Annotated in this window: 6 protein-coding genes; 3 read left to right on the top strand and 3 right to left on the bottom strand. The window is 53.7% G+C overall.

What is annotated here, in order from left to right; all coding sequences use genetic code 11:
- The first annotated feature begins 58 nt into the window (after nucleotides 1-58).
- Together pdeH and PCO85_16680 are read left to right on the top strand one after the other, a co-directional pair.
- On the top strand, nucleotides 59-850 hold the full coding sequence (gene pdeH / locus PCO85_16685) for a cyclic-guanylate-specific phosphodiesterase (protein ID WJV52840.1): 792 nt from the start codon (nucleotides 59-61) through the stop codon (nucleotides 848-850).
- Between the two features lie 773 nt (nucleotides 851-1,623).
- Complete coding sequence (locus PCO85_16680; GenBank protein WJV52839.1) at nucleotides 1,624-3,141, top strand: diguanylate cyclase; 1,518 nt, start codon at nucleotides 1,624-1,626, stop codon at nucleotides 3,139-3,141.
- 51 nt (nucleotides 3,142-3,192) lie between these two features.
- On the opposite strand, the gene PCO85_16675 is transcribed toward PCO85_16680, so the two are convergent.
- The 3 genes from PCO85_16675 to PCO85_16665 form a co-directional block, all read right to left on the bottom strand.
- Complete coding sequence (locus PCO85_16675; GenBank protein WJV52838.1) at nucleotides 3,193-4,554, bottom strand: HlyD family type I secretion periplasmic adaptor subunit; 1,362 nt, start codon at nucleotides 4,552-4,554, stop codon at nucleotides 3,193-3,195.
- Complete coding sequence (locus PCO85_16670; GenBank protein ID WJV52837.1) at nucleotides 4,541-6,727, bottom strand: type I secretion system permease/ATPase; 2,187 nt, start codon at nucleotides 6,725-6,727, stop codon at nucleotides 4,541-4,543. The genes PCO85_16675 and PCO85_16670 overlap by 14 nt, the downstream gene beginning before the upstream one ends.
- A 62-nt stretch (nucleotides 6,728-6,789) precedes the next feature.
- Nucleotides 6,790-8,139: a TolC family outer membrane protein gene (locus tag PCO85_16665; GenBank protein ID WJV52836.1), complete on the bottom strand. Its 1,350-nt coding sequence runs from the start codon at nucleotides 8,137-8,139 to the stop codon at nucleotides 6,790-6,792.
- 350 nt (nucleotides 8,140-8,489) lie between these two features.
- Here PCO85_16665 and PCO85_16660 point away from each other — a divergent pair, with 350 nt between their 5' ends.
- Nucleotides 8,490-23,039: an Ig-like domain-containing protein gene (locus tag PCO85_16660; GenBank protein WJV52835.1), complete on the top strand. Its 14,550-nt coding sequence runs from the start codon at nucleotides 8,490-8,492 to the stop codon at nucleotides 23,037-23,039.
- The last annotated feature ends 64 nt before the right edge of the window (nucleotides 23,040-23,103 follow it).

The following is a 23,103-nucleotide window of genomic DNA, read 5'->3' as shown; positions in this document are numbered from 1 at the left end:
AGGGTCGATAACTTTATATATTTATATAGTCTCTTTTTATAGTTAAAACGTATGTCTAATGGCGGAGTACATAGTGCGGCAAAAAAGTCATGTTGAGCAGGTAGGCTTATCTTTCTCTAATGTTGGGGAGGAAAATTTGGTCGATACTGATTGTTGGCGTTGCTGTGAAAGACAGTATACTTTTCAACCGATTTACCGAACTTCTGGAAGGTTGATGGGGATTGAATTACTTACCGCCGTTTTTTATCCGTCTACGCCACAACAGGTTATTTCTCCCGAAGCTTATTTTAAGACTCTTGATGTTGAAAAACGGTTGCAGGTTGTCATTGAACAGTTGCAACTATTAAATCAATGGAATCAGCGGTTTATACAGGATGATCTGTTGGCTTCTGTTAATATTGATGGCCTGACATTATTGGCTTTGCAGAAAAGTCGAAAGGCAAAAAAACTAATTACATCAATGCCATGGTTACGCCTTGAATTAGTTGAAAGTCTGGAAGGTCTTTCTAAAGATACATTGGTCAATTTGCCCGAAGCTCGAAGATTATGGCTTGATGATTTTGGCTGTGGTGTTGCCAATTTTTCATCTCTGGTGCTGACTAAATACGATTGCATCAAGATAGCCCGTGAACTGTTTGTCATACTGTTACAAACGGAAGAGGGCAGACAGCTTTTTCCTCTGCTTGTCACCTTGATAAGTCGTTACTGTAATTATGTTGTGATCGAAGGTGTAGAGACTAAAGATGAATGGACAGTAGTAAAACAATCCAATGCGACCGCAGCTCAAGGGTATTATCTTGCCCGGCCTCAATCGTTTGATCATTTCGATAGTCTACAACTGGAGCTGTAGACATCTCTCTCAAACTTCCTGCATCCCTGCAATTTCTCTCTCTATTTCGCATCTGGTATGCTTTTATGCCTGTTTGTGCTTATGCTACAAGGGCAAAAGTACAAAACTTCATTTGGATAACAATCAGATGATAATCTAGTAAGTACGCTAAATTAGTGTAATATCGATTTTTTTGGATTTAAATATTGTTTGTTTTATTTTTTCAGTATTTTATACCAAAAATAATGATATTTGCAAATTAAGATATATTTTGACATCTTATCAGCAAAATATCTCAATATTAAGCGATTAACTGTAATTATTTGTTTATAATTAGCTGATTATAAAAGACAAAAAAGAAAATCATTTGATTACAACGATCAAAAATCACTTAGTGATAGATTTTTTTGATTAAAACGGTACTGCTTATTGGTATAATTGATTTGCTTACGAAAATTTGGTGGTCAAAATACAACACACACAAAGTACGTAAGGCATTGTTTAAAATAGTAGACAGACTTATAACCAAACTAACTACTCATATAGTAAATAAGCTAACCCTATTGATTTTATTATCTTATTCTCACACAACGATATATGGAGGCGTTATGCTGGTGTTTCTATGTTTCTGAACTATCCTGCAGACCGGATAGGTTTTTCTTTCATTCAATCTACTCTCCGGAAATGCACCAGCCCTGAAAACTCAAGCAAGGGGATGTTATTACCGAGATTTTCCGTTTTCAGTGATGTGATTTGTACGATCAGGACCACATGGGCCTGAGGAGAGTATTATTGTGTATGAAATTATAATAACTCTGTTAGTCGTTCTTTTAGGGGTTTCTTCCGCTAGGAACAGGAAATATCAGCAGAAAGTCAGTATAGAGCAAAAAAAACAAGACTTTCTCAATATGGTTTTTTTCGCTACGGAATATAGTCCTGCATCAATTATGATTGCAGATGAGAATTGTGAAATTATCTATGTGAATCGACAGTTTATTACCATGTCAGGATATGATGCCGAGGAAGTGCTTGGCAATAATCCGAGAATGCTGAGTTCCGGCATGACGAACGCCAGTGTTTATGAAGATCTCTGGGCTACTATGAGTCGAGGGAATATATGGAATGGCGAATTTATTAACCGTAAAAAGAATGGGCAGTTATATTGGGAAAAATCCAGCATAGTTAAGATATATAATAAGGCTAGCAACTCTATTCAGTATGTTAGTGTGAAAATGGATATTACGGAAAGGAAAACACAAGAGCATCATGACAATTCTTATAATCGCGCGTTGGAACTATTATCCAGTGGGGCACCGCTGAAAGACATTCTCGATGCCATTGTATTTAGTATTGAAGAAAAAAATCCAGGCCGAATTGTTTGCTCTATTTTACTGGTTGATAAGGAAAAGAAATGTTTGACGCTAGGTTCTGCACCTAGCCTACCGGGTTTTTATAAAAATGCTATTCATAATGTGAAGATAGCAGATGGTGCTGCATCATTTGGTACAGCAGCTTATGCTGGTAATCGAGTAATTGCAGATGATATCTCTACACATCCACACTGGTCTCTTTATAAAGGTCTGGCATTGTATGCGGGTTTGCGTTCATGTTGGTCAGAGCCTATTTTTGGGCAAAATAAGGAAATATTAGGTGTCCTTAGTATTTATCACCGTAAAGTATATTCTCCGACCGAAGATGAAATTACTTCTATCGAAAAATCAGCTCAATTGGTGTCGGTAGCGATCGAGCGATATCGGGCAATTGATATGCTGCGCCGTAGCGAAGAGCATTATCGTCAATTGGCTCATTATGATTCCCTGACATCTTTGGCAAATGGCCTGACATTTGCCGAGCAGATGGAGCAGGCTATTCAATTATCCAAGCAAACAGGCAGAAAGATAGCTTTGATGTTTCTTGATCTGGATAAATTTAAACAAATCAATGATACCTTCGGCCATGCTGTTGGTGATTTACTCTTAAAAGAAGCCGCTTCCCGTATGCGTGCGGCCGTCCGGGATACAGATACGGTATATCGTCGCAGTGGTGATGAATTCATTATTTTACTGGAAGGAATTAAGGAAATCGCCAATACACTTTATGTTGCTGATAAAATTCACAACGCGCTGAATGAAACTTTTGAGATTGGGGGGAAAAAGCTCGATATATCCTGCAGCATCGGCATTGCGCTTTATCCGGAACACGGTACCGATTCATTAACACTGGCAATTAATGCCGATGCGGCCATGTATCAAGCCAAAGCATTGGGCCGTAGCCAAACGCAGATTTATCACGATTTAAACACCCATCAATAAATAAGGGTGTTTTTATCTTTCATGTTGTAACGCTATTGATTATTTCAACGGTTATCTTTCCCGTAATGCCTCTGCTCTGGCTCGCAGAATAGGTTTTAAAAGGTAGCTGAGTATCGTTTTCTTCCCCGTCATTATATCTACTGTAGCAACCATGCCTGGAATAATTAACAAGGGCTTTTTTGCTGTGCCCAAATAATTTTTATCAGTTCGCAACCGAATGATATAAAAGCTGTTTCCATCTTTATCCGTCACGGTGTCCGGGCTTATCTGCTCCAGATGTCCTTTGAGTCCGCCGTAAATCGTATAGTCATAAGCCGTAAATTTAATGACTGCATTCTGGCCTGGGTGCAAAAAAGCGATATCCCGAGGACGGATTCGAGCTTCAATCAGCAGCTTGTCATCCAAAGGAACAATTTCGACCAGATCGCTGCCTGGTTGAATAACACCACCAATCGTATTAACTAATATCTGCTGCACAATACCTTTCACTGGTGAAACCACCAGTGTGCGATTAACCCGATCTTCAAGTGCCTTACCAGTAGCTGTAATCTTGTTGAGATTAGTCTGCGCTTCATTTAGTTGTGATAACGCATCACTTATATAGCGACCTTGAGCTTCCTCGATTTTATTGTTCACCTCTTTGAATGCGGCTTCTGCCCGTGGAATGGAAAGTGTTACAGAGTTAAGTTGACCAAGGGTTTCTACTTCTGAACGGCGCAGGCGTAACACTTCTACTTTTGAAATCGCACCTTCGGCAATCAGGGGTTCCGACATCTTGATTTCCTGTTGCAGTAGCTTGAGGCTGTCACGGAACTGTTCCTGCTTGGCGATAAAATCGCGCAGTTCTTGCTGGCGTTGAATCTGTTGCTCTTTCAGGCCGGATATTTCATTGTGGAACTGTTTACGTCGGCTGTTATAGAGATTTTGTTCACCTCTGGCAACTTCAGGGGCATGTTGGATAACATCCTTTGGCAGATTAAGCTCTTGATTATTAATTTCCGCATTTAAACGTGCAATCCGGGCCACAAGAGTCAGTCTGTCGGCTTCGGTTTCACCTACGTTGGAAGCAAAACGGGTAGCGTCAAGTTGTAACAGCGGTTCTCCCTTGCTGACGATTTGCCCCTCATGAATAAACATCTTGCTGACAATACCACCTTCGAGGTTCTGTATTTTCTGCAATCGGGAAGAGGGGACCGCTTTACCTTCGCCCCGAGTGACTTCATCAATATTGGCCAATGCTGCCCAAAGAAAGAAAAAGATAAAGAAGGCCAGAATCGCCCATAGTGATAAGCGGATAATCCGAGGTGCGTCTTCTATCATGGCCCGACTAACTTCCGGCATGATTTGCTCTTCTTCTTCATTATGCGCAAAAAAATAGGCTAAAAGGCGTTTGGCGTTTTTAACGAGGTGCATTGATTTGCCCTTTTTTTAGTGCATCCATCACAATAGCCTTTGGACCGTCGGCAATGATGCGTCCTTTGTCGATGATCACCAGTCGATCGACCAAACCCAGCATTGATACGCGGTGAGTGACCAGTAACAACGTTTTATTCGATAGTTCGGGGAGTAATGCATGTTTGAGCCTATCTTCACTGCTGTTATCCATTGAGCTGGTGGGTTCATCCAGAACCAGGATAGGTGGATCCAACAATAGGGATCGGGCGATGGCTACAGCTTGACGTTGACCACCAGATAACTGCAGCCCTCTTTCACCCACTTGCAGGTTGTAACCGTCGGGATGAAGGCGGGCAAATTCATTTACGCCAGCAATTTCGGCGGCGCGCAGCATTGCTTCATCCTCAACATATCGGGCACCGGAGAGTAGATTATCACGCAGAGAACCACTGAGCAGTTGGACATCCTGCGGAACATAGCCAATGTTATGACGCAAATCGCTTACGTCGAGTTGGCGGATATCAACACCATCAATTAGTAAATTGCCGGATGTGGGCTGGTAAAGATTGACGACCAGCTTTTCCAGGGAGCTTTTACCAGAACCGCTGCGCCCGATAATACCGACCTTTTCACCCGGAGTGATGGAGAGATTAATTTCCTGAAGGGAATGGTTTTTTTGCTCAGGATAATGGAACGTTACATTGCGAAATTCAATGCCGCCAGAAATGCTTTCACGCTTGAGTGGACGCTCTTTATCGCTGCGTTCCTGCGGTAATTGCATCATCTGTTCGGTCGTCGCCATGGTGAGTTTGGCTTGCTGATAACGGGTTACCAGCCCGGATAATTGTCCCAACGGCATGAGAGCCCGGCTATTCAGCATATAGCTGGCAATCAGCGCCCCCATGCTGAGTTTTCCATTAATCAGGAGATAAACACCAAAAACGATCAGCACCACGCCGGAAAATTGCTGGAACCATTGTGTCAGGTTTACGGCCAATGAGGAGAGCGCTTTGGCCCGCATTTCCAGCCGGGTAAGGGTACCAATGGTTTGTTCCCAGTGGTATTGCTGTTCACTCTCTGCATTATTGACTTTAATGGCATCCAGCCCGCCCAGTGTTTCTATTAAGGTCGCCTGACGTTCGCTGGCGAGCTGCATTGTTTTTTCAATCGTTTCCGATAACGGTTTTTGTAGCGCCCAACTGAACAACAGTGCAACAGGGAAAGCCAGTAAAGGTACCCAGACCAGTGGGCCACCGATGATGCCAATCACGAGCAGCAATAATAAAGTGAACGGGAAATCAATCAGGGTAGTTAAGGTGAGAGAAGAAAGAAAGTCCCGCAGAAACTGAAATTCATGAATATTCTGCGCGAAATTGCCCACTCTGGCTGGCCGGGCTTTCATAGCCATGCCGGTAATACGTTCAAACAATGTGGCTGAAATAATCAGATCGGTTTTTTTACCCGCCATGTCTAAACATAAGCCGCGCAGGGTACGTAAAATCAAATCAAATATGAAAGCCCCTGTCACTCCTATCGCCAGCACCCATAAAGTTGATGTTGCCTGATTAGGCACCACCCGATCATAGACGTTCATGACAAACAGCGGGGTAGCTAGTGCGATAATATTGATTAAGAAACTGGCGATAACGGCATCCAGATACAGGAACCTGGAAAGCTTCAGGGTATCTTTAAACCAGGCATTGGTGCGTGGAATTAGCGAGTGTTGTTGTAATTCAAACCGATGACGCGGATGAGCAAACATCACCAGTCCCAGGTAATTCTGCTGTAATGTGTTGTGATCGATAGAAATCTCACCACCTTCTGTTTCACTGGGCATGATTTGTGCGCTGCCATCCTCGTTCCAGCTGAGCAGTATTGCCGCTCTTCCTTCCCGTAATAGCAGCATTGCAGGGAGCGACATCGCTGGAATACTGGACAGCGAACGTTTGAGTATTCGCGCCTGTAACCCTGCACGGGCCGCCGCTCTGGGGAGGAGCTTGATGGACATACGTTGTTCAACAAGAGGGAGGCCTGCCGTCAGGGTAGAACGACTGGCTGATTTGCCCTGTAATGAACACAATATTAATAGACTATCCAGTAGCGGATCATCATGACGGCTGCGTGGATCGTTGTGCAATGGTACAGTGGTACTTTCCTCGTTACTGGTTGGTTGTTCGCTATGTGAATTCATATAACCGAACTTTTCCTTACTTAAGATGGTTTCCGGCCTGCGTACGAAAAGCAATTAGCCGGTTAGTTTAAACTAGGCAGTTCGACTTGGGTTTTAACCTCACTCAGGCTTTGGCTTGCTGCAGGTGCGGGAATGGACAGGCTTGCTAATAAATTTCCCATACGGGCTTTTAAACGGTATTCGCTGAACATTTCAATAAACCGAATTTCAACCATGCGGCGCTGTGCGGTAAAAAGCTCATTTTCACTGTCCAGCACGTCCAGCAGAGTGCGTTCCCCCAGACTGAACTGTTTTTGATAGGCATTACGTACCTGTTGGCTACGTTCGGCGTATTCTGTCGCTATGGGCAACTGTTGTCGTGCATTATTTACTGCGGACCAAGCCAGCCGAAGCTCTTCATTCAGTAAACGAAGGGTATTATTACGCACATCCTGAGCTTCTTTTACCTGATAAGCTTTTGATTCCATATTGGCTTTATTGCTCCCGCCTTCATACAGGTTGTATCGCATTCTCAGCATAGCCTGCCATTCATTATCTGTCCCACGAGCACCATCAATGTTGTCACCCATCGAACGAGATAATTCAACGTTAACGCGGGGGTAAAACCCAGCTTTGGACGCCTGATACTGTTTCTCTGTGGCGATAATATCTGCTTCTGCTGATTTCAAAATTGGACTATTAGTCAGCATGATTTTACGGGCTTTATTCAAAGATGCAGGCAGTTGCAACGAACTCTGGGTTGGTATCTGTAGATTTTCCGGCTCTTTACCAATGGTACTGTAATAGGTTGTCTGGGAATCGGTAAGGTTGGTCTTTTCTGTCAAAACATTATTACGTGCCTGCGCCAACCTGGCTTCAGCCTGTTCCAAATCCGCCAGCCTTCCGACACCTTGTTCTGTCCGCAACTTGATTTGATCGTAGATACGTTCATGGCTGAGCAGATTTTCCTCCGCCAGGCGGACATATTCCTGACGTTGCAAGACATCCAGATATGCCTGGATAGCGTCCAACGCCCGGTTTTCACTGGTATTCAATACTTTATAAGCTCGGGAATTGACGGTGGCTTTTTGCCGGCCGACTTCACTGGACGTTGCAAAACCATCAAATACCATCTGGCTCAGACTAATACTGGATTCACGACGGTTGAGTTTATCTGAGTCAGTCCCTAACGCCCGGGTAGAAGCACTGTCTGTATTCTCTTTACCTATTCCAGCGTTAACAGAAATGTTGGGTAGATAACCACCTTCGGCTGAACGCATATCCTGCTCAGCAGATAGCCGGCTATTAATGGCAGCACTGACTTCGGGATGTGTATGCAGTGTATCCTCAACGGCCTCTCGCAGCGTGTCGGCGAAAGACATGGATGAGGCCATTAGTAAGGGTAGCAGAACAAACGAGTATTTATGTGGCATCAAAACTTTTTCCTCTACGTATACTTAGGTTAAAAATATCCTTACACTTTCAATAAATAGTTACAGAAAGTTATTCCTTAATTAAAAAATAAAACATATTAATATCAATGTATTGAGAGTTTATTGGAAATGATCGCTGCGAATATCGCGTGTTAGTTGTTTTAAAAAAGTAAATTTTAGTAAGAATATTCCGAATTTTTTATTATATTAGGCAGAGAGTCAAGTGGTTGACGCTGAGAAAATAGCATTACACATATTGAATTAATTAGTTTTTATTACCAATGTGCTGGTGTGACTTCTTGACTAAATCAAATTGTTCAAAAAATAATTGGATATATCAAGGGGATACTATGGCTAGTAGTGTTATCGGCACCATCAGATTTGTTATTGGTCAAGTATTCGTTGTCGCTTCAGATGGTACACAGCGCCAGTTAGTCGCAGGCGATCGTATTTACAATGGAGAAGAGGTTGTTACCGGAAATGCCGGTGCTGTTTCCATTTTGTTACCTGATGGCCATACGCTTGATTTAGGACGTGATAGTCGATGGGGAGATGGAACCGATATTACGCCACAACAGCCAGATCCCACTGCGGACGTAGCGGCGCTACAGGAAGCTATTGCTCAGGGCGCGGATCCTACACAGGTGTTGGAAGCCACAGCTGCTGGTGCCGGTAATGGGGATATCGGCGAGGCTGGTGATGGTGGTGGTGGACATTCAACAGCTGACATCATGCTGAACCTGACAGGTAAAATTGTCGATCCTACGGCTGGTTTTGATACGACAGGTATTACCAATCCTGCAACGGATATTCCCAGGCTGACTGATCCTAATTTGCTGGCTGCACAAATTCAGGGAACATCAATTCCCAGTGATACAACATCTCCTTCTGTTGTCATTACATTTAATCGCGATGGTTCCCTCAATTTTCAATTTACTGAAGCACCAGTCGGTTTTGACCTGAGTGATATTACCGTTAATAACGGTATTGTCTCTGATTTATTGCAGGATCCCAATGACCCAACGCACTGGACGGCAGTATTGACGCCGAGTTCCAATTTTGAAGGGTCGGTGACGGTAAGCGTCGCAGATGGCAGTTATACCGACCAAGCGGGAAATGTGGGAAGTGGCGGACAGGTAACCACGCAGGTAGATACATTACCACCGGAGGCCAGTATTACCATCGATACGTTGACCGCCGACAACACCATTAATGCCGCGGAAGCCGGACAGAACCAGACCGTCAGCGGCACGGTGGGCAACGATGTGCAGGTCGGCGATACCGTCACGGTGACCATCGGCAGCCAGAGCTACCAGACGCAGGTGACTACGGCCGGTGATGGCAGCCGGGTGTGGAGCGTCAGCGTGCCGGGCAGTGTATTGGCCGGACAGAGCGCCATTCAGGCCACCGTCACGACTGCCGATGCGGCAGGCAATCCCGCTACCGCGACGGCTGACCACAGTTATCAGGTCGATACCCGCGCGCCGGAGGCCAGCATCACTATTGATGCGCTGACCGCCGACAACACGATTAATACCGCCGAAGCCGGACAGAATCAGACCGTCAGCGGCACGGTGGGTAACGATGTGCAGGTGGGCGACACGGTCACGGTGACCATCGGCAGTCAGAGCTACCAGACCCAGATCACCAGCGCCAGTGATGGCAGCCGGGTGTGGAGCGTCAGTGTGCCGGGCAGTGTATTGGCGACGAATGCCGCGATTCAGGCGACGGTCACGACTGCCGATGCGGCGGGTAACCCGGCCAGCGCGAGTGCCGATCATGCCTATCAGGTGGATACCAGTGCACCGGAGGCCAGCATCACTATTGATGCGGTGACCGCCGACAACACGATTAATGCCGCCGAAGCCGGACAGAACCAGACCGTCAGCGGCACGGTGGGCAACGATGTGCAGGTGGGCGATACGGTCACGGTGACTATCGGCTCGGCGACCTACCAGACGCAGGTCACCAGCGCCAGTGATGGCAGCCGGGTGTGGAGCGTCAGCGTGCCGGGCAGTGTGCTGGCGACGAATGCCGCCATTCAGGCCACCGTCACGACTGCCGATGCGGCAGGCAATCCCGCTACCGCGACGGCTGACCACAGTTATCAGGTGGACACCAGCGCGCCGGAGGCCAGCATCACTATTGATGCGGTGACCGCGGACAACACGATTAATGCCGCCGAAGCCGGACAGAACCAGACCGTCAGCGGCACCGTCGGCAACGATGTGCAGGTGGGCGACACGGTCACCGTCACCATCGGTAGCCAGACTTACCAGACCCAGGTGACTACGGCCGGTGACGGCAGCCGGGTGTGGAGCGTCAGTGTGCCGGGCAGTGTGCTGGCGACGAACGCCGCCATTCAGGCCACCGTCACGACTGCCGATGCGGCGGGTAACCCGGCCAGCGCGAGCGCTGATCACGCCTATCAGGTGGACACCAGCGCGCCGGAGGCCAGTATTACCATCGATGCGCTGACCGCAGATAATGTTCTGAATCAGGCGGAAGCCGGACAGAACCAGACCGTCAGCGGCACCGTCGGCAACGATGTGCAGGTGGGCGACACGGTCACCGTCACCATCGGCTCGGCGACCTACCAGACGCAGGTCACCAGCGCCAGCGACGGCAGCCGGGTGTGGAGCGTCAGCGTACCGGGCAGCGTGCTGGCGACGAACGCCGCCATTCAGGCCACCGTCACGATTGCCGACACCGCCGGTAACAGTACCAGTGCGAGTGCCGATCATGCCTATCAGGTGGACACCAGCGCACCAGAGGCCAGTATTACCATCGATGCGCTGACGGCAGATAATGTTCTGAATCAGGCCGAAGCCGGACAGAACCAGACGGTGAGCGGCACGGTGGGTAACGATGTGCAGGTGGGCGACACGGTCACGGTGACCATCGGCAGTCAGAGCTACCAGACCCAGGTGACTACGGCCGGTGATGGCAGCCGGGTGTGGAGCGTCAGCGTGCCGGGCAGCGTGCTGGCGATGAATGCCGCCATTCAGGCCACGGTGACCACCAGCGACACGGCGGGTAACCCGGCTAGCGCGAGCGCTGATCACGCCTATCAGGTGGACACCAGCGCGCCGGAGGCCAGTATTACCATCGATGCGCTGACCGCAGATAATGTTCTGAATCAGGCGGAAGCCGGACAGAACCAGACCGTCAGCGGCACCGTCGGCAACGATGTGCAGGTGGGCGACACGGTCACCGTCACCATCGGCTCGGCGACCTACCAGACGCAGGTCACCAGCGCCAGCGACGGCAGCCGGGTGTGGAGCGTCAGCGTACCGGGCAGCGTGCTGGCGACGAACGCCGCCATTCAGGCCACCGTCACGATTGCCGACACCGCCGGTAACAGTACCAGTGCGAGTGCCGATCATGCCTATCAGGTGGACACCAGCGCACCAGAGGCCAGTATTACCATCGATGCGCTGACGGCAGATAATGTTCTGAATCAGGCCGAAGCCGGACAGAACCAGACGGTGAGCGGCACGGTGGGTAACGATGTGCAGGTGGGCGACACGGTCACGGTGACCATCGGCAGTCAGAGCTACCAGACCCAGGTGACTACGGCCGGTGATGGCAGCCGGGTGTGGAGCGTCAGCGTGCCGGGCAGCGTGCTGGCGATGAATGCCGCCATTCAGGCCACGGTGACCACCAGCGACACGGCGGGTAACCCGGCTAGCGCGAGCGCCGATCACGCCTATCAGGTGGACACCCGCGCGCCGGAGGCCAGCATCACTATTGATGCGGTGACCGCCGACAACACGATTAATACCGCCGAAGCCGGACAGAATCAGACCGTCAGCGGCACCGTCGGCAACGATGTGCAGGTGGGCGACACCGTCACGGTGACCATCGGCAGCCAGAGCTACCAGACGCAGGTCACCAGCGCCAGCGACGGCAGCCGGGTATGGAGTGTCAGCGTGCCGGGCAGCGTGCTGGCGACGAACGCCGCTATTCAGGCGACGGTCACGACTACCGATGCGGCGGGTAACCCGGCCAGCGCGAGCGCTGATCACGCCTATCAGGTGGACACCAGTGCACCGGAGGCCAGCATCACTATTGATGCGCTGACGGCGGATAACACCATTAATGCCGCGGAAGCCGGGCAGAACCAGACCGTCAGCGGCACGGTGGGCAACGATGTGCAGGTGGGCGACACCGTCACCGTGACTATCGGTAGCCAGACTTACCAGACCCAGGTGACTACGGCCGGTGATGGCAGCCGGGTGTGGAGCGTCAGTGTGCCGGGCAGTGTGCTGGCGACGAATGCGGCCATTCAGGCCACGGTGACCACCAGCGACACGGCCGGTAACAGTACCACCGCGACGGCTGACCACAGTTATCAGGTCGATACCAGTGCACCGGAGGCCAGCATCACTATTGATGCGCTGACGGCGGATAACACCATTAATGCCGCCGAAGCCGGGCAGAACCAGACCGTCAGTGGCACCGTCGGCAACGATGTGCAGGTGGGCGATACGGTCACCGTGACCATCGGCTCGGCGACCTACCAGACGCAGGTGACTACGGCCGGTGACGGCAGCCGGGTGTGGAGCGTCAGTGTGCCGGGCAGTGTATTGGCCGGGCAGAGTGCCATTCAGGCCACCGTCACGACTGCCGACACCGCCGGTAACAGTACCAGCGCCACCGCCGACCACAGCTATCAGGTGGATACCAGTGCACCGGAGGCCAGCATCACTATCGATGCGGTGACCGCCGACAACACGATTAATGCCGCGGAGGCCGGACAGAACCAGACGGTGAGCGGCACGGTGGGTAACGATGTGCAGGTGGGCGACACCGTCACCGTCACCATCGGTAGCCAGACTTACCAGACGCAGGTCACCAGCGCCAGCGACGGCAGCCGGGTGTGGAGCATCAGCGTGCCGGGCAGTGTATTGGCCGGACAGAGCGCCATTCAGGCCACCGTCACGACTGCCGATGCGGCGGGTAACCCGGCCAGCGCCACCGCCGACCACAGTTATCAGGTCGATACCACGGCGCCGGAGGCCAGCATCACTATCGATGCGGTGACCGCCGACAACACGATTAATGCCGCGGAGGCCGGACAGAACCAGACGGTGAGCGGCACGGTGGGTAACGATGTGCAGGTGGGCGACACCGTCACCGTCACCATCGGTAGCCAGACTTACCAGACGCAGGTCACCAGCGCCAGCGACGGCAGCCGGGTGTGGAGCATCAGCGTGCCGGGCAGTGTATTGGCCGGACAGAGCGCCATTCAGGCCACCGTCACGACTGCCGATGCGGCGGGTAACCCGGCCAGCGCCACCGCCGACCACAGTTATCAGGTCGATACCACGGCGCCGGAGGCCAGCATTACCATCGATGCGGTGACCGCCGACAACACGATTAATGCCGCGGAAGCCGGACAGAACCAGACCGTCAGCGGCACCGTCGGTAACGATGTGCAGGTGGGCGACACGGTCACGGTGACCATCGGCTCGGCGACCTACCAGACCCAGGTCACCAGCGCCAGTGATGGCAGCCGGGTGTGGAGCATCAGCGTGCCGGGCAGTGTGCTGGCGACAAATGCGGCCATTCAGGCCACCGTCACGACTGCCGATGCGGCAGGTAACCCGGCCACCGCGAGTGCCGATCACGCCTATCAGGTGGACACCAGCGCGCCGGAAGCCAGTATTACCATCGATACGTTGACGGCAGATAATGTTCTGAATCAGGCGGAAGCCGGACAGAACCAGACGGTGAGCGGCACGGTGGGTAACGATGTGCAGGTGGGCGACACGGTCACGGTGACCATCGGTAGCCAGAGCTACCAGGCGCAGGTCACCAGCGCCGGTGACGGCAGCCGGGTGTGGAGCGTCAGCGTGCCGGGCAGTGTGCTGGCCGGGCAGAGTGCCATTCAGGCCACCGTCACGACTGCCGACACCGCCGGTAACAGTACCACCGCGACGGCTGACCACAGTTATCAGGTCGACACCCGCGCGCCGGAGGCCAGTATTACCATCGATGCGGTGACCGCCGACAACATGATTAATGCCGTGGAAGCCGGACAGAACCAGACCGTCAGCGGCACCGTCGGCAACGATGTGCAGGTGGGCGACACCGTCACCGTCACTATCGGCAGCCAGAGCTACCAGACCCAGGTGACTACGGCCGGTGACGGCAGCCGGGTGTGGAGCGTCAGTGTGCCGGGCAGTGTATTGGCGACGAACGCGGCCATTCAGGCGACGGTCACAACTGCCGATGCGGCGGGTAACAGTACCAGTGCGAGCGCTGATCATGCCTATCAGGTCGATACCCGCGCACCGGAGGCCAGCATCACTATTGATGCGGTGACCGCCGACAACACCATTAATGCCGCGGAAGCCGGACAGAACCAGACGGTGAGCGGCACGGTGGGTAACGATGTGCAGGTGGGCGACACCGTCACCGTCACCATCGGCAGCCAGACTTACCAGACCGAGGTCACCAGCGCCAGCGACGGCAGCCGGGTGTGGAGCGTCAGCGTGCCGGGCAGTGTATTGGCGACGAATGCGGCCATTCAGGCCACCGTCACGACTGCCGACACCGCCGGTAACAGTACCACCGCGACGGCTGACCACAGTTATCAGGTCGACACCAGCGCACCGGAGGCCAGCATCACTATTGATGCGGTGACAGCGGATAACACCATTAATGCCGCGGAAGCCGGGCAGAACCAGACCGTCAGCGGCACGGTGGGCAACGATGTGCAGGTGGGCGACACGGTCACGGTGACTATCGGCAGCCAGACTTACCAGACCCAGGTCACCAGCGCCAGCGACGGTAGCCGGGTCTGGAGCGTCAGCGTGCCGGGCAGTGTGCTGGCGACGAATGCGGCCATTCAGGCCACGGTGACCACCAGCGACACGGCGGGTAACAGTACCAGTGCGAGCGCTGATCATGCCTATCAGGTGGACACCAGCGCACCAGAAGCCAGTATTACCATTGATGCGCTGACCGCAGATAATGTTCTGAATCAGGTCGAAGCCGGGCAGAACCAGACGGTGAGCGGCACGGTGGGTAACGATGTGCAGGTCGGCGATACCGTCACCGTCACTATCGGTAGCCAGAGCTACCAGACGCAGGTCACCAGCGCCAGCGACGGCAGCCGGGTGTGGAGCGTCAGCGTGCCGGGCAGTGTGCTGGCGACGAACGCCGCCATTCAGGCCACCGTCACGACTGCCGATGCGGCGGGTAACCCGGCCAGCGCGAGCGCTGATCACGCCTATCAGGTGGACACCAGCGCGCCGGAGGCCAGTATTACCATCGATGCGCTGACCGCAGATAATGTTCTGAATCAGGCGGAAGCCGGACAGAACCAGACCGTCAGCGGCACCGTCGGCAACGATGTGCAGGTGGGCGACACCGTCACGGTGACCATCGGCAGCCAGAGCTACCAGACGCAGGTCACCAGCGCCAGCGACGGCAGCCGGGTATGGAGTGTCAGCGTGCCGGGCAGCGTGCTGGCGACGAACGCCGCTATTCAGGCGACGGTCACGACTACCGATGCGGCGGGTAACCCGGCCAGCGCGAGCGCTGATCACGCCTATCAGGTGGACACCAGCGCGCCGGAGGCCAGTATTACCATCGATGCGCTGACCGCAGATAATGTTCTGAATCAGGCGGAAGCCGGACAGAACCAGACCGTCAGCGGCACCGTCGGTAACGATGTGCAGGTGGGCGACACCGTCACCGTCACTATCGGCAGCCAGAGCTACCAGACCCAGGTGACTACGGCCGGTGACGGCAGCCGGGTGTGGAGCGTCAGTGTGCCGGGCAGTGTGCTGGCCGGGCAGAGTGCCATTCAGGCGACGGTCACGACTGCCGACACCGCCGGTAACAGTACCAGCGCCACCGCCGACCACAGCTATCAGGTGGATACCAGTGCACCGGAGGCCAGCATCACTATCGATGCGCTGACCGCCGACAACACCATTAATGCCGCGGAAGCCGGACAGAACCAGACCGTCAGCGGCACCGTCGGCAACGATGTGCAGGTGGGCGACACGGTCACGGTGACCATCGGCTCGGCGACCTACCAGACCCAGGTGACTACGGCCAGTGATGGCAGCCGGGTGTGGAGCGTCAGCGTGCCGGGCAGCGTGCTGGCGACGAACGCCGCTATTCAGGCGACGGTCACGACTACCGATGCGGCGGGTAACCCGGCCAGCGCGACGGCTGACCATAGCTATCAGGTGGATACCAGCGCGCCGGAGGCCAGCATCACTATTGACGCGCTGACGGCCGACAACACGATTAATGCCGCGGAAGCCGGACAGAACCAGACCGTCAGCGGCACCGTCGGTAACGATGTGCAGGTGGGCGACACGGTCACGGTGACCATCGGCTCGGCGACCTACCAGACCCAGGTCACCAGCGCCAGTGATGGCAGCCGGGTGTGGAGCATCAGCGTGCCGGGCAGTGTGCTGGCGACAAATGCGGCCATTCAGGCCACCGTCACGACTACAGACACGGCCGGTAACAGTACCAGTGCGAGTGCCGATCATGCCTATCAGGTCGATACCAGCGCACCAGAAGCCAGTATTACCATCGATGCGGTGACCGCGGACAACACGATTAATACCGCGGAAGCCGGACAGAATCAGACCGTCAGCGGCACGGTGGGCAACGATGTGCAGGTGGGCGACACCGTCACCGTCACCATCGGTTCGGCGACCTACCAGACCCAGGTGACCAGCGCCGGTGATGGCAGCCGGGTGTGGAGCGTCAGCGTGCCGGGCAGTGTATTGGCGACGAATGCGGCTATTCAGGCCACCGTCACGACTGCCGATGCGGCGGGTAATCCCGCTACCGCGACGGCTGACCACAGTTATCAGGTCGACACCCGCGCGCCGGAGGCCAGTATTACCATCGATGCGGTGACCGCCGACAACACGATTAATGCCGTGGAAGCCGGACAGAACCAGACCGTCAGCGGCACCGTCGGTAACGATGTGCAGGTGGGCGACACCGTCACGGTGACCATCGGCTCGGCGACCTACCAGACCCAGGTGACCAGTGCCGGTGACGGCAGCCGGGTGTGGAGCGTCAGCGTGCCGGGCAGTGTGCTGGAGACGAATGCCGCCATTCAGGCGACGGTCACGACTGCCGACACCGCCGGTAACAGTACCAGCGCCACCGCCGACCACAGCTATCAGGTGGATACCAGTGCACCGGAGGCCAGCATCACTATCGATGCGGTGACCGCAGATAATGTTCTGAATCAGGCCGAAGCCGGACAGAACCAGACCGTCAGCGGCACCGTCGGTAACGATGTGCAGGTGGGCGACACGGTCACGGTGACCATCGGCAGTCAGAGCTACCAGACCCAGGTGACTACGGCCGGTGATGGCAGCCGGGTGTGGAGCGTCAGCGTGCCGGGCAGCGTATTGGCCGGACAGAACGCCATTCAGGCCACCGTCACGACTGCCGATGCGGCGGGTAACCCGGCCAGCGCCACCGCCGACCACAGTTATCAGGTCGATACCACGGCGCCGGAGGCCAGTATTACCATCGATGCGCTGACGGCAGATAATGTTCTGAATCAGGTCGAAGCCGGGCAGAACCAGACCGTCAGCGGCACCGTCGGCAACGATGTGCAGGTGGGCGACACGGTCACGGTGACCATCGGTAGCCAGACTTACCAGACCCAGGTGACTACGGCCAGTGACGGCAGCCGGGTGTGGAGCGTCAGCGTGCCGGGCAGCGTATTGGCCGGACAGAGCGCCATTCAGGCCACCGTCACGACTGCCGACACCGCCGGTAACAGTACCACCGCGACGGCTGACCACAGTTATCAGGTGGATACCAGTGCACCGGAGGCCAGCATCACTATTGATGCGCTGACGGCGGATAACACCATTAATGCCGCGGAAGCCGGGCAGAACCAGACCGTCAGTGGCACCGTCGGCAACGATGTGCAGGTGGGCGACACGGTCACCGTCACCATCGGCTCGGCGACCTACCAGACGCAGGTCACCAGCGCCAGTGATGGCAGCCGGGTGTGGAGCGTCAGTGTGCCGGGCAGTGTATTGGCGACGAATGCGGCCATTCAGGCCACCGTCACGACTGCCGATGCGGCGGGTAACCTGGCCAGCGCCACCGCCGACCACAGTTATCAGGTGGACACCAGCGCACCGGAGGCCAGCATCAGTATTGATGCGGTGACCGCGGACAACACCATTAATGCCGCGGAGGCCGGACAGAACCAGACGGTGAGCGGCACCGTCGGCAACGATGTGCAGGTGGGCGACACCGTCACCGTCACCATCGGTTCGGCGACCTACCAGACCCAGGTGACCAGCGCCGGTGATGGCAGTCGGGTATGGAGCGTCAGCGTGCCGGGCAGTGTGCTGGCGACGAACGCGGCCATTCAGGCCACGGTGACCACCAGCGACACGGCGGGTAACCCGGCCAGCGCCACCGCTGATCATGCCTATCAGGTCGACACCCGCGCGCCGGAGGCCAGCATCACTATTGATGCGGTGACCGCCGACAACACGATTAATGCCGCGGAAGCCGGGCAGAACCAGACCGTCAGCGGCACCGTCGGCAACGATGTGCAGGTGGGCGACACGGTCACGGTGACCATCGGCTCGGCGACCTACCAGACCCAGGTCACCAGCGCCAGTGATGGCAGCCGGGTGTGGAGCGTCAGCGTGCCGGGCAGTGTATTGGCGACGAATGCGGCTATTCAGGCCACCGTCACGACTGCCGATGCGGCGGGTAACCCGGCCACCGCGACGGCTGACCACAGTTATCAGGTCGACACCAGCGCACCAGAAGCCAGTATTACCATCGATGCGGTGACCGCCGACAACACGATTAATGCCGTGGAAGCCGGACAGAACCAGACCGTCAGCGGCACCGTCGGCAACGATGTGCAGGTGGGCGACACGGTCACCGTCACCATCGGTTCGGCGACCTACCAGACCCAGGTGACTACGGCCAGTGATGGCAGCCGGGTGTGGAGCGTCAGCGTGCCGGGCAGTGTGCTGGCGACGAATGCGGCCATTCAGGCGACGGTCACGACTGCCGATGCAGCAGGCAATCCCGCTACCGCGACGGCTGACCACAGTTATCAGGTCGATACCAGCGCACCAGAAGCCAGTATTACCATCGATGCGGTGACCGCGGACAACACGATTAATACCGCGGAAGCCGGACAGAATCAGACCGTCAGCGGCACCGTCGGCAACGATGTGCAGGTCGGCGACACGGTCACGGTGACCATCGGCTCGGCGACCTACCAGACGCAGGTCACCAGCGCCGGTGACGGCAGCCGGGTGTGGAGCGTCAGCGTGCCGGGCAGTGTGCTGGCGACGAATGCCGCCATTCAGGCCACGGTGACCACCAGCGACACGGCGGGTAACAGTACCAGTGCGAGCGCCGATCATGCCTATCAGGTGGACACCAGCGCACCGGAGGCCAGTATTACCATCGATCCAGTGACGGCGGACAATACGCTGAACGAGGCGGAAAGCGGGCAGACTCAAATCATCAGTGGTTCGGTAGGGAAAGATGTACAGGCGGGGGATACGGTTATTGTCACCGTTGGTGACCGGACTTACGCCACTATAGTGAATGCCGATGGTATCAGTTGGAGTGTTAGCATACTTGGCAGTGTGCTGGCAATGCATAGTCAGATTAGTGCCGCGGTAACCATACAGGATGAAGCGGGTAACACCATGACCGCTACTGCCGATCGATCTTATATGGTCGATACTACCGAACCCGATGTCGCTATTACTGAATTTGCTGGTAATGACGGTTATATCAGTCAGGGTGAATTGGCTAATACCGCAGTGGGTGGCACCAGTAGTGAGAGCGCCGTCGATCTGGTGTTTACCGATGCAAATGGTAAATCGGTGACAGTAAATAATGTACAGGTCGTAGAGGGGCAATGGAGTCTTCATGCTGATCTCAGCACGCTGGCTGAGGGTCAGGTTACCGTGATGGCGACAGCCACTAGCCCGTCAGGTAATCACGCTAGCGATACGGACAGTGCCACCCTGGATATTACCGGACCAGTGGGACATGACCAGATAGTAACGGGTACAGAAGATACCCCGGTCTCCATCAGTTGGAGTGATCTTGGTACGTCCGGTGATACCAGCAGCATTGTGATCTCTTCTCTTCCTGACGCCAGTACAGGAACGCTGTATTTTAACGATCATGGGCAATGGAAAGCGGTTTCTATCGGGCAGACCTTTACGTCGGCAGATTTTGAACTGCGATTTGTCCCTGCCGCCAATATTTCTGGTGCTGATCTGACGGGCATGGCGTATCAGCCAGTAGATGATGCGGGAAATCATGGGGATACGGCCACACTCTCCGTTAATATCACGCCGGTGGCCGATGCCCCGGATGTCTCTTTGACGATTACCAATGGTGATACCGTTGGAGAAACGCCGACTTACATCAAGGTTAATGGCGGCAGCGAACAACCCGGTGGTTTTGATGTACAGGATGGTGTGATTGTCAGAATCGGTGATGGGGTGCGGGTCTGGCTTTCTCCTGGTGATCCGGTGCCGGAAATTGTGGGCAATGGTGAAGTGGTTTACTACAACCAGGGGAATGTCAGTGGTAGCCGAGACTATACCGACATCTTTGTGGTGCATGAGGGTAGTGGATATGTGCAAGATGGCAATTATCGTACCTTAAATGCGGTGACAGGGAATACCGGGAGTGAGTCGTCAGGGGTCAAGTCGGACTATATTTTCATCCAAGGCACACAAGCTGACGGTTATAACGACACTGTCGGGACAAATAATAATGCCGATACGTCGGTGAACACTTTTGATTCCGTCAATGTGACTTATCACGATGTAGTGCTAATCGGTGGTGCTAATAAACTTGACGGTATTATTTATGGTGACGGTACTATCAAGAGCGCCGATGCTTCCTCGACTTCTGAGGAAACGGTAACGGGTCAGGCCGGCTATCAGGAACATGCCATCACGGTCTCTGCGGCGTTGACGGATACGGATGGCAGCGAGAGCTTGTCGGGAATCACATTGACAGGCATTCCCGAAGGAACGGTGTTAATTGATCATATCAATAACGTCACGGTAACGATCGGTGCTGATGGTGCCTATCTGATCCCCAACTCATTGCACGCCGATTCGCTTGCCGGCCAGATAACGCTACAGGTGCCGGTAGATGCGGGGCAATTTGATGTTGTTGCCCAGGCAACGGCAACTGAGCAGGCGAATTATGATTCCGCCACCGGCTATTCGTCTCAATCGGTAGAGCAATATGCTGTCACCGTAGGTACTTCCGGTAGTGATACCATAACTGGTACACACAGTAACGATATAGTTGTGGGTGATGTGTCCGGACTGCAAATCGTTGAGGGTCAGAATTACAATATTGCGTTTCTGGTGGATTCCTCTGGCAGCATGTCGACAGAGAACGTGGCTAAAGCTATCACATCATTAACCGATGTATTTAACAGCCTGATTCATAGTGCCAGCGGTAGTTCTGCGGGGACCGTCAATGTCTTTTTGGCTGATTTTGATTCGCAGGTCGGGCAAACGGTATCAGTAAACCTGGCTGATCCTAATGCGTTGTCCAGTCTTACGGCTGTGTTAGGTTCGATGGTTTCAGGCGGCGGGACCAATTATGAGGATGTGTTTAAAACCGCCGCCAATTGGTTCCTGAGTGATACGGTGACCCATAATCAAGGCACCAATCTGACCTATTTTATTACCGATGGTGAGCCAACATTCTATCAGAGTGGTGAAACGGATTCTGCTGTTGTCAGTAATAGCTGGTGGCAAACACAAACACTGAACATCGACAATATTGATTACCAGCAAGGGCAGTCCTATTCCATGAATATCATGGGGGCGGCCCGAGAAGTGATTGACACTAACGGCGATGTTTATTCGTACTCTCAGGGATGGGGTAACCAGGTCTATCGCTCGGTTATTGGTCATGTCAATGCCGAAGGAGATGGTACTTATGAAATATCTTATCTGGATGGCACCGGAAACAGCACGACGCATTCAACAATAACCAACTCTCAGGACGCATTTGCACTGCTGCAGAATGTCTCTACGGTAGAAGCGATCGGCATCGGGGATTCTCTGAATGCGGCTAGCTTGGTGAATTATGATTCGGATGGCGTAGTGCAGGATCACATTGATCCCACTCAGTTAAATGATGCGATTCTCGGTAGTAATCAGCCTGCAATGGCGGGCGATGATACGTTATCCGGTGGCAGCGGCAACGATATACTGTTTGGTGATTCGATTACCTTTGATGGGATTGAAGGAAATGGGCTGACGGCGTTGCAGCATTATATTGCTGGTAAGCTCAATACCTCCACGGGAGAATCATTGACGGTTCAGGAAATGCATAACTACATTTCCGGACATAGCGCAGAGTTCGATCTTTCATCATCACATGACGGTAATGACATTCTGAATGGTGGTGTGGGAAACGATATCCTGTTTGGTCAGGGTGGTAAGGATGTGCTTAATGGTGGTATGGGTAATGATATCCTTTACGGCGGCTCTGGGGATGATATCCTGATTGGCGGCTCCGGTAATAATATTCTGACCGGTGGTGCTGGCGCAGATACCTTTACCTGGCAATCTGGTGATACCGGCCATGATGTGATTAAAGATTTTAATCCTGGTGAGGGTGATCGGATTGATCTGAGTGATCTGGTAGGGGAACTGAAATCAGGAACTGATATTAGCCACTATATTCGTATTACAGAGAGTGATGGTTCACCTACCATTGAGGTGAGCACGCAAGGGCAGTTTAATGGAGCAAGTGGTGGTACGCCGGATGTCTCTATCACGTTGGATCACTATCATGGCGTACTGCCTTCAGTAGAGAGTTTGATTAGCAAACCAGAACCCAGTGCGGCTTGATTGTGCATTGGATACAGAGAGCATCGTACGGTATGTGCGGCGCTCTTCTCTGAAAATAAAAAAG

The sequence above is a fragment of the Prodigiosinella aquatilis genome (genome assembly GCA_030388725.1).
In the GTDB taxonomy this organism is placed as follows: Bacteria; Pseudomonadota; Gammaproteobacteria; order Enterobacterales; family Enterobacteriaceae; genus Prodigiosinella; species Prodigiosinella aquatilis.
The sequence above is the reverse complement of the archived record's forward strand: the minus strand, read 5'-3'. Positions and strand labels throughout refer to the sequence as shown.

What these genes read in the sequence shown, in the direction of transcription:
- pdeH (WJV52840.1), top strand. Translation starts at nt 59, where the DNA reads ATGGCGGAGTACATAGTGCGGCAAAAAAGTCATGTTGAGCAGGTAGGC.
- PCO85_16675 (WJV52838.1), bottom strand. Translation starts at nt 4,554, where the DNA reads ATGCACCTCGTTAAAAACGCCAAACGCCTTTTAGCCTATTTTTTTGCG.
- PCO85_16660 (WJV52835.1), top strand. Translation starts at nt 8,490, where the DNA reads ATGGCTAGTAGTGTTATCGGCACCATCAGATTTGTTATTGGTCAAGTA.
- PCO85_16670 (WJV52837.1), bottom strand. Translation starts at nt 6,727, where the DNA reads ATGAATTCACATAGCGAACAACCAACCAGTAACGAGGAAAGTACCACT.
- PCO85_16665 (WJV52836.1), bottom strand. Translation starts at nt 8,139, where the DNA reads ATGCCACATAAATACTCGTTTGTTCTGCTACCCTTACTAATGGCCTCA.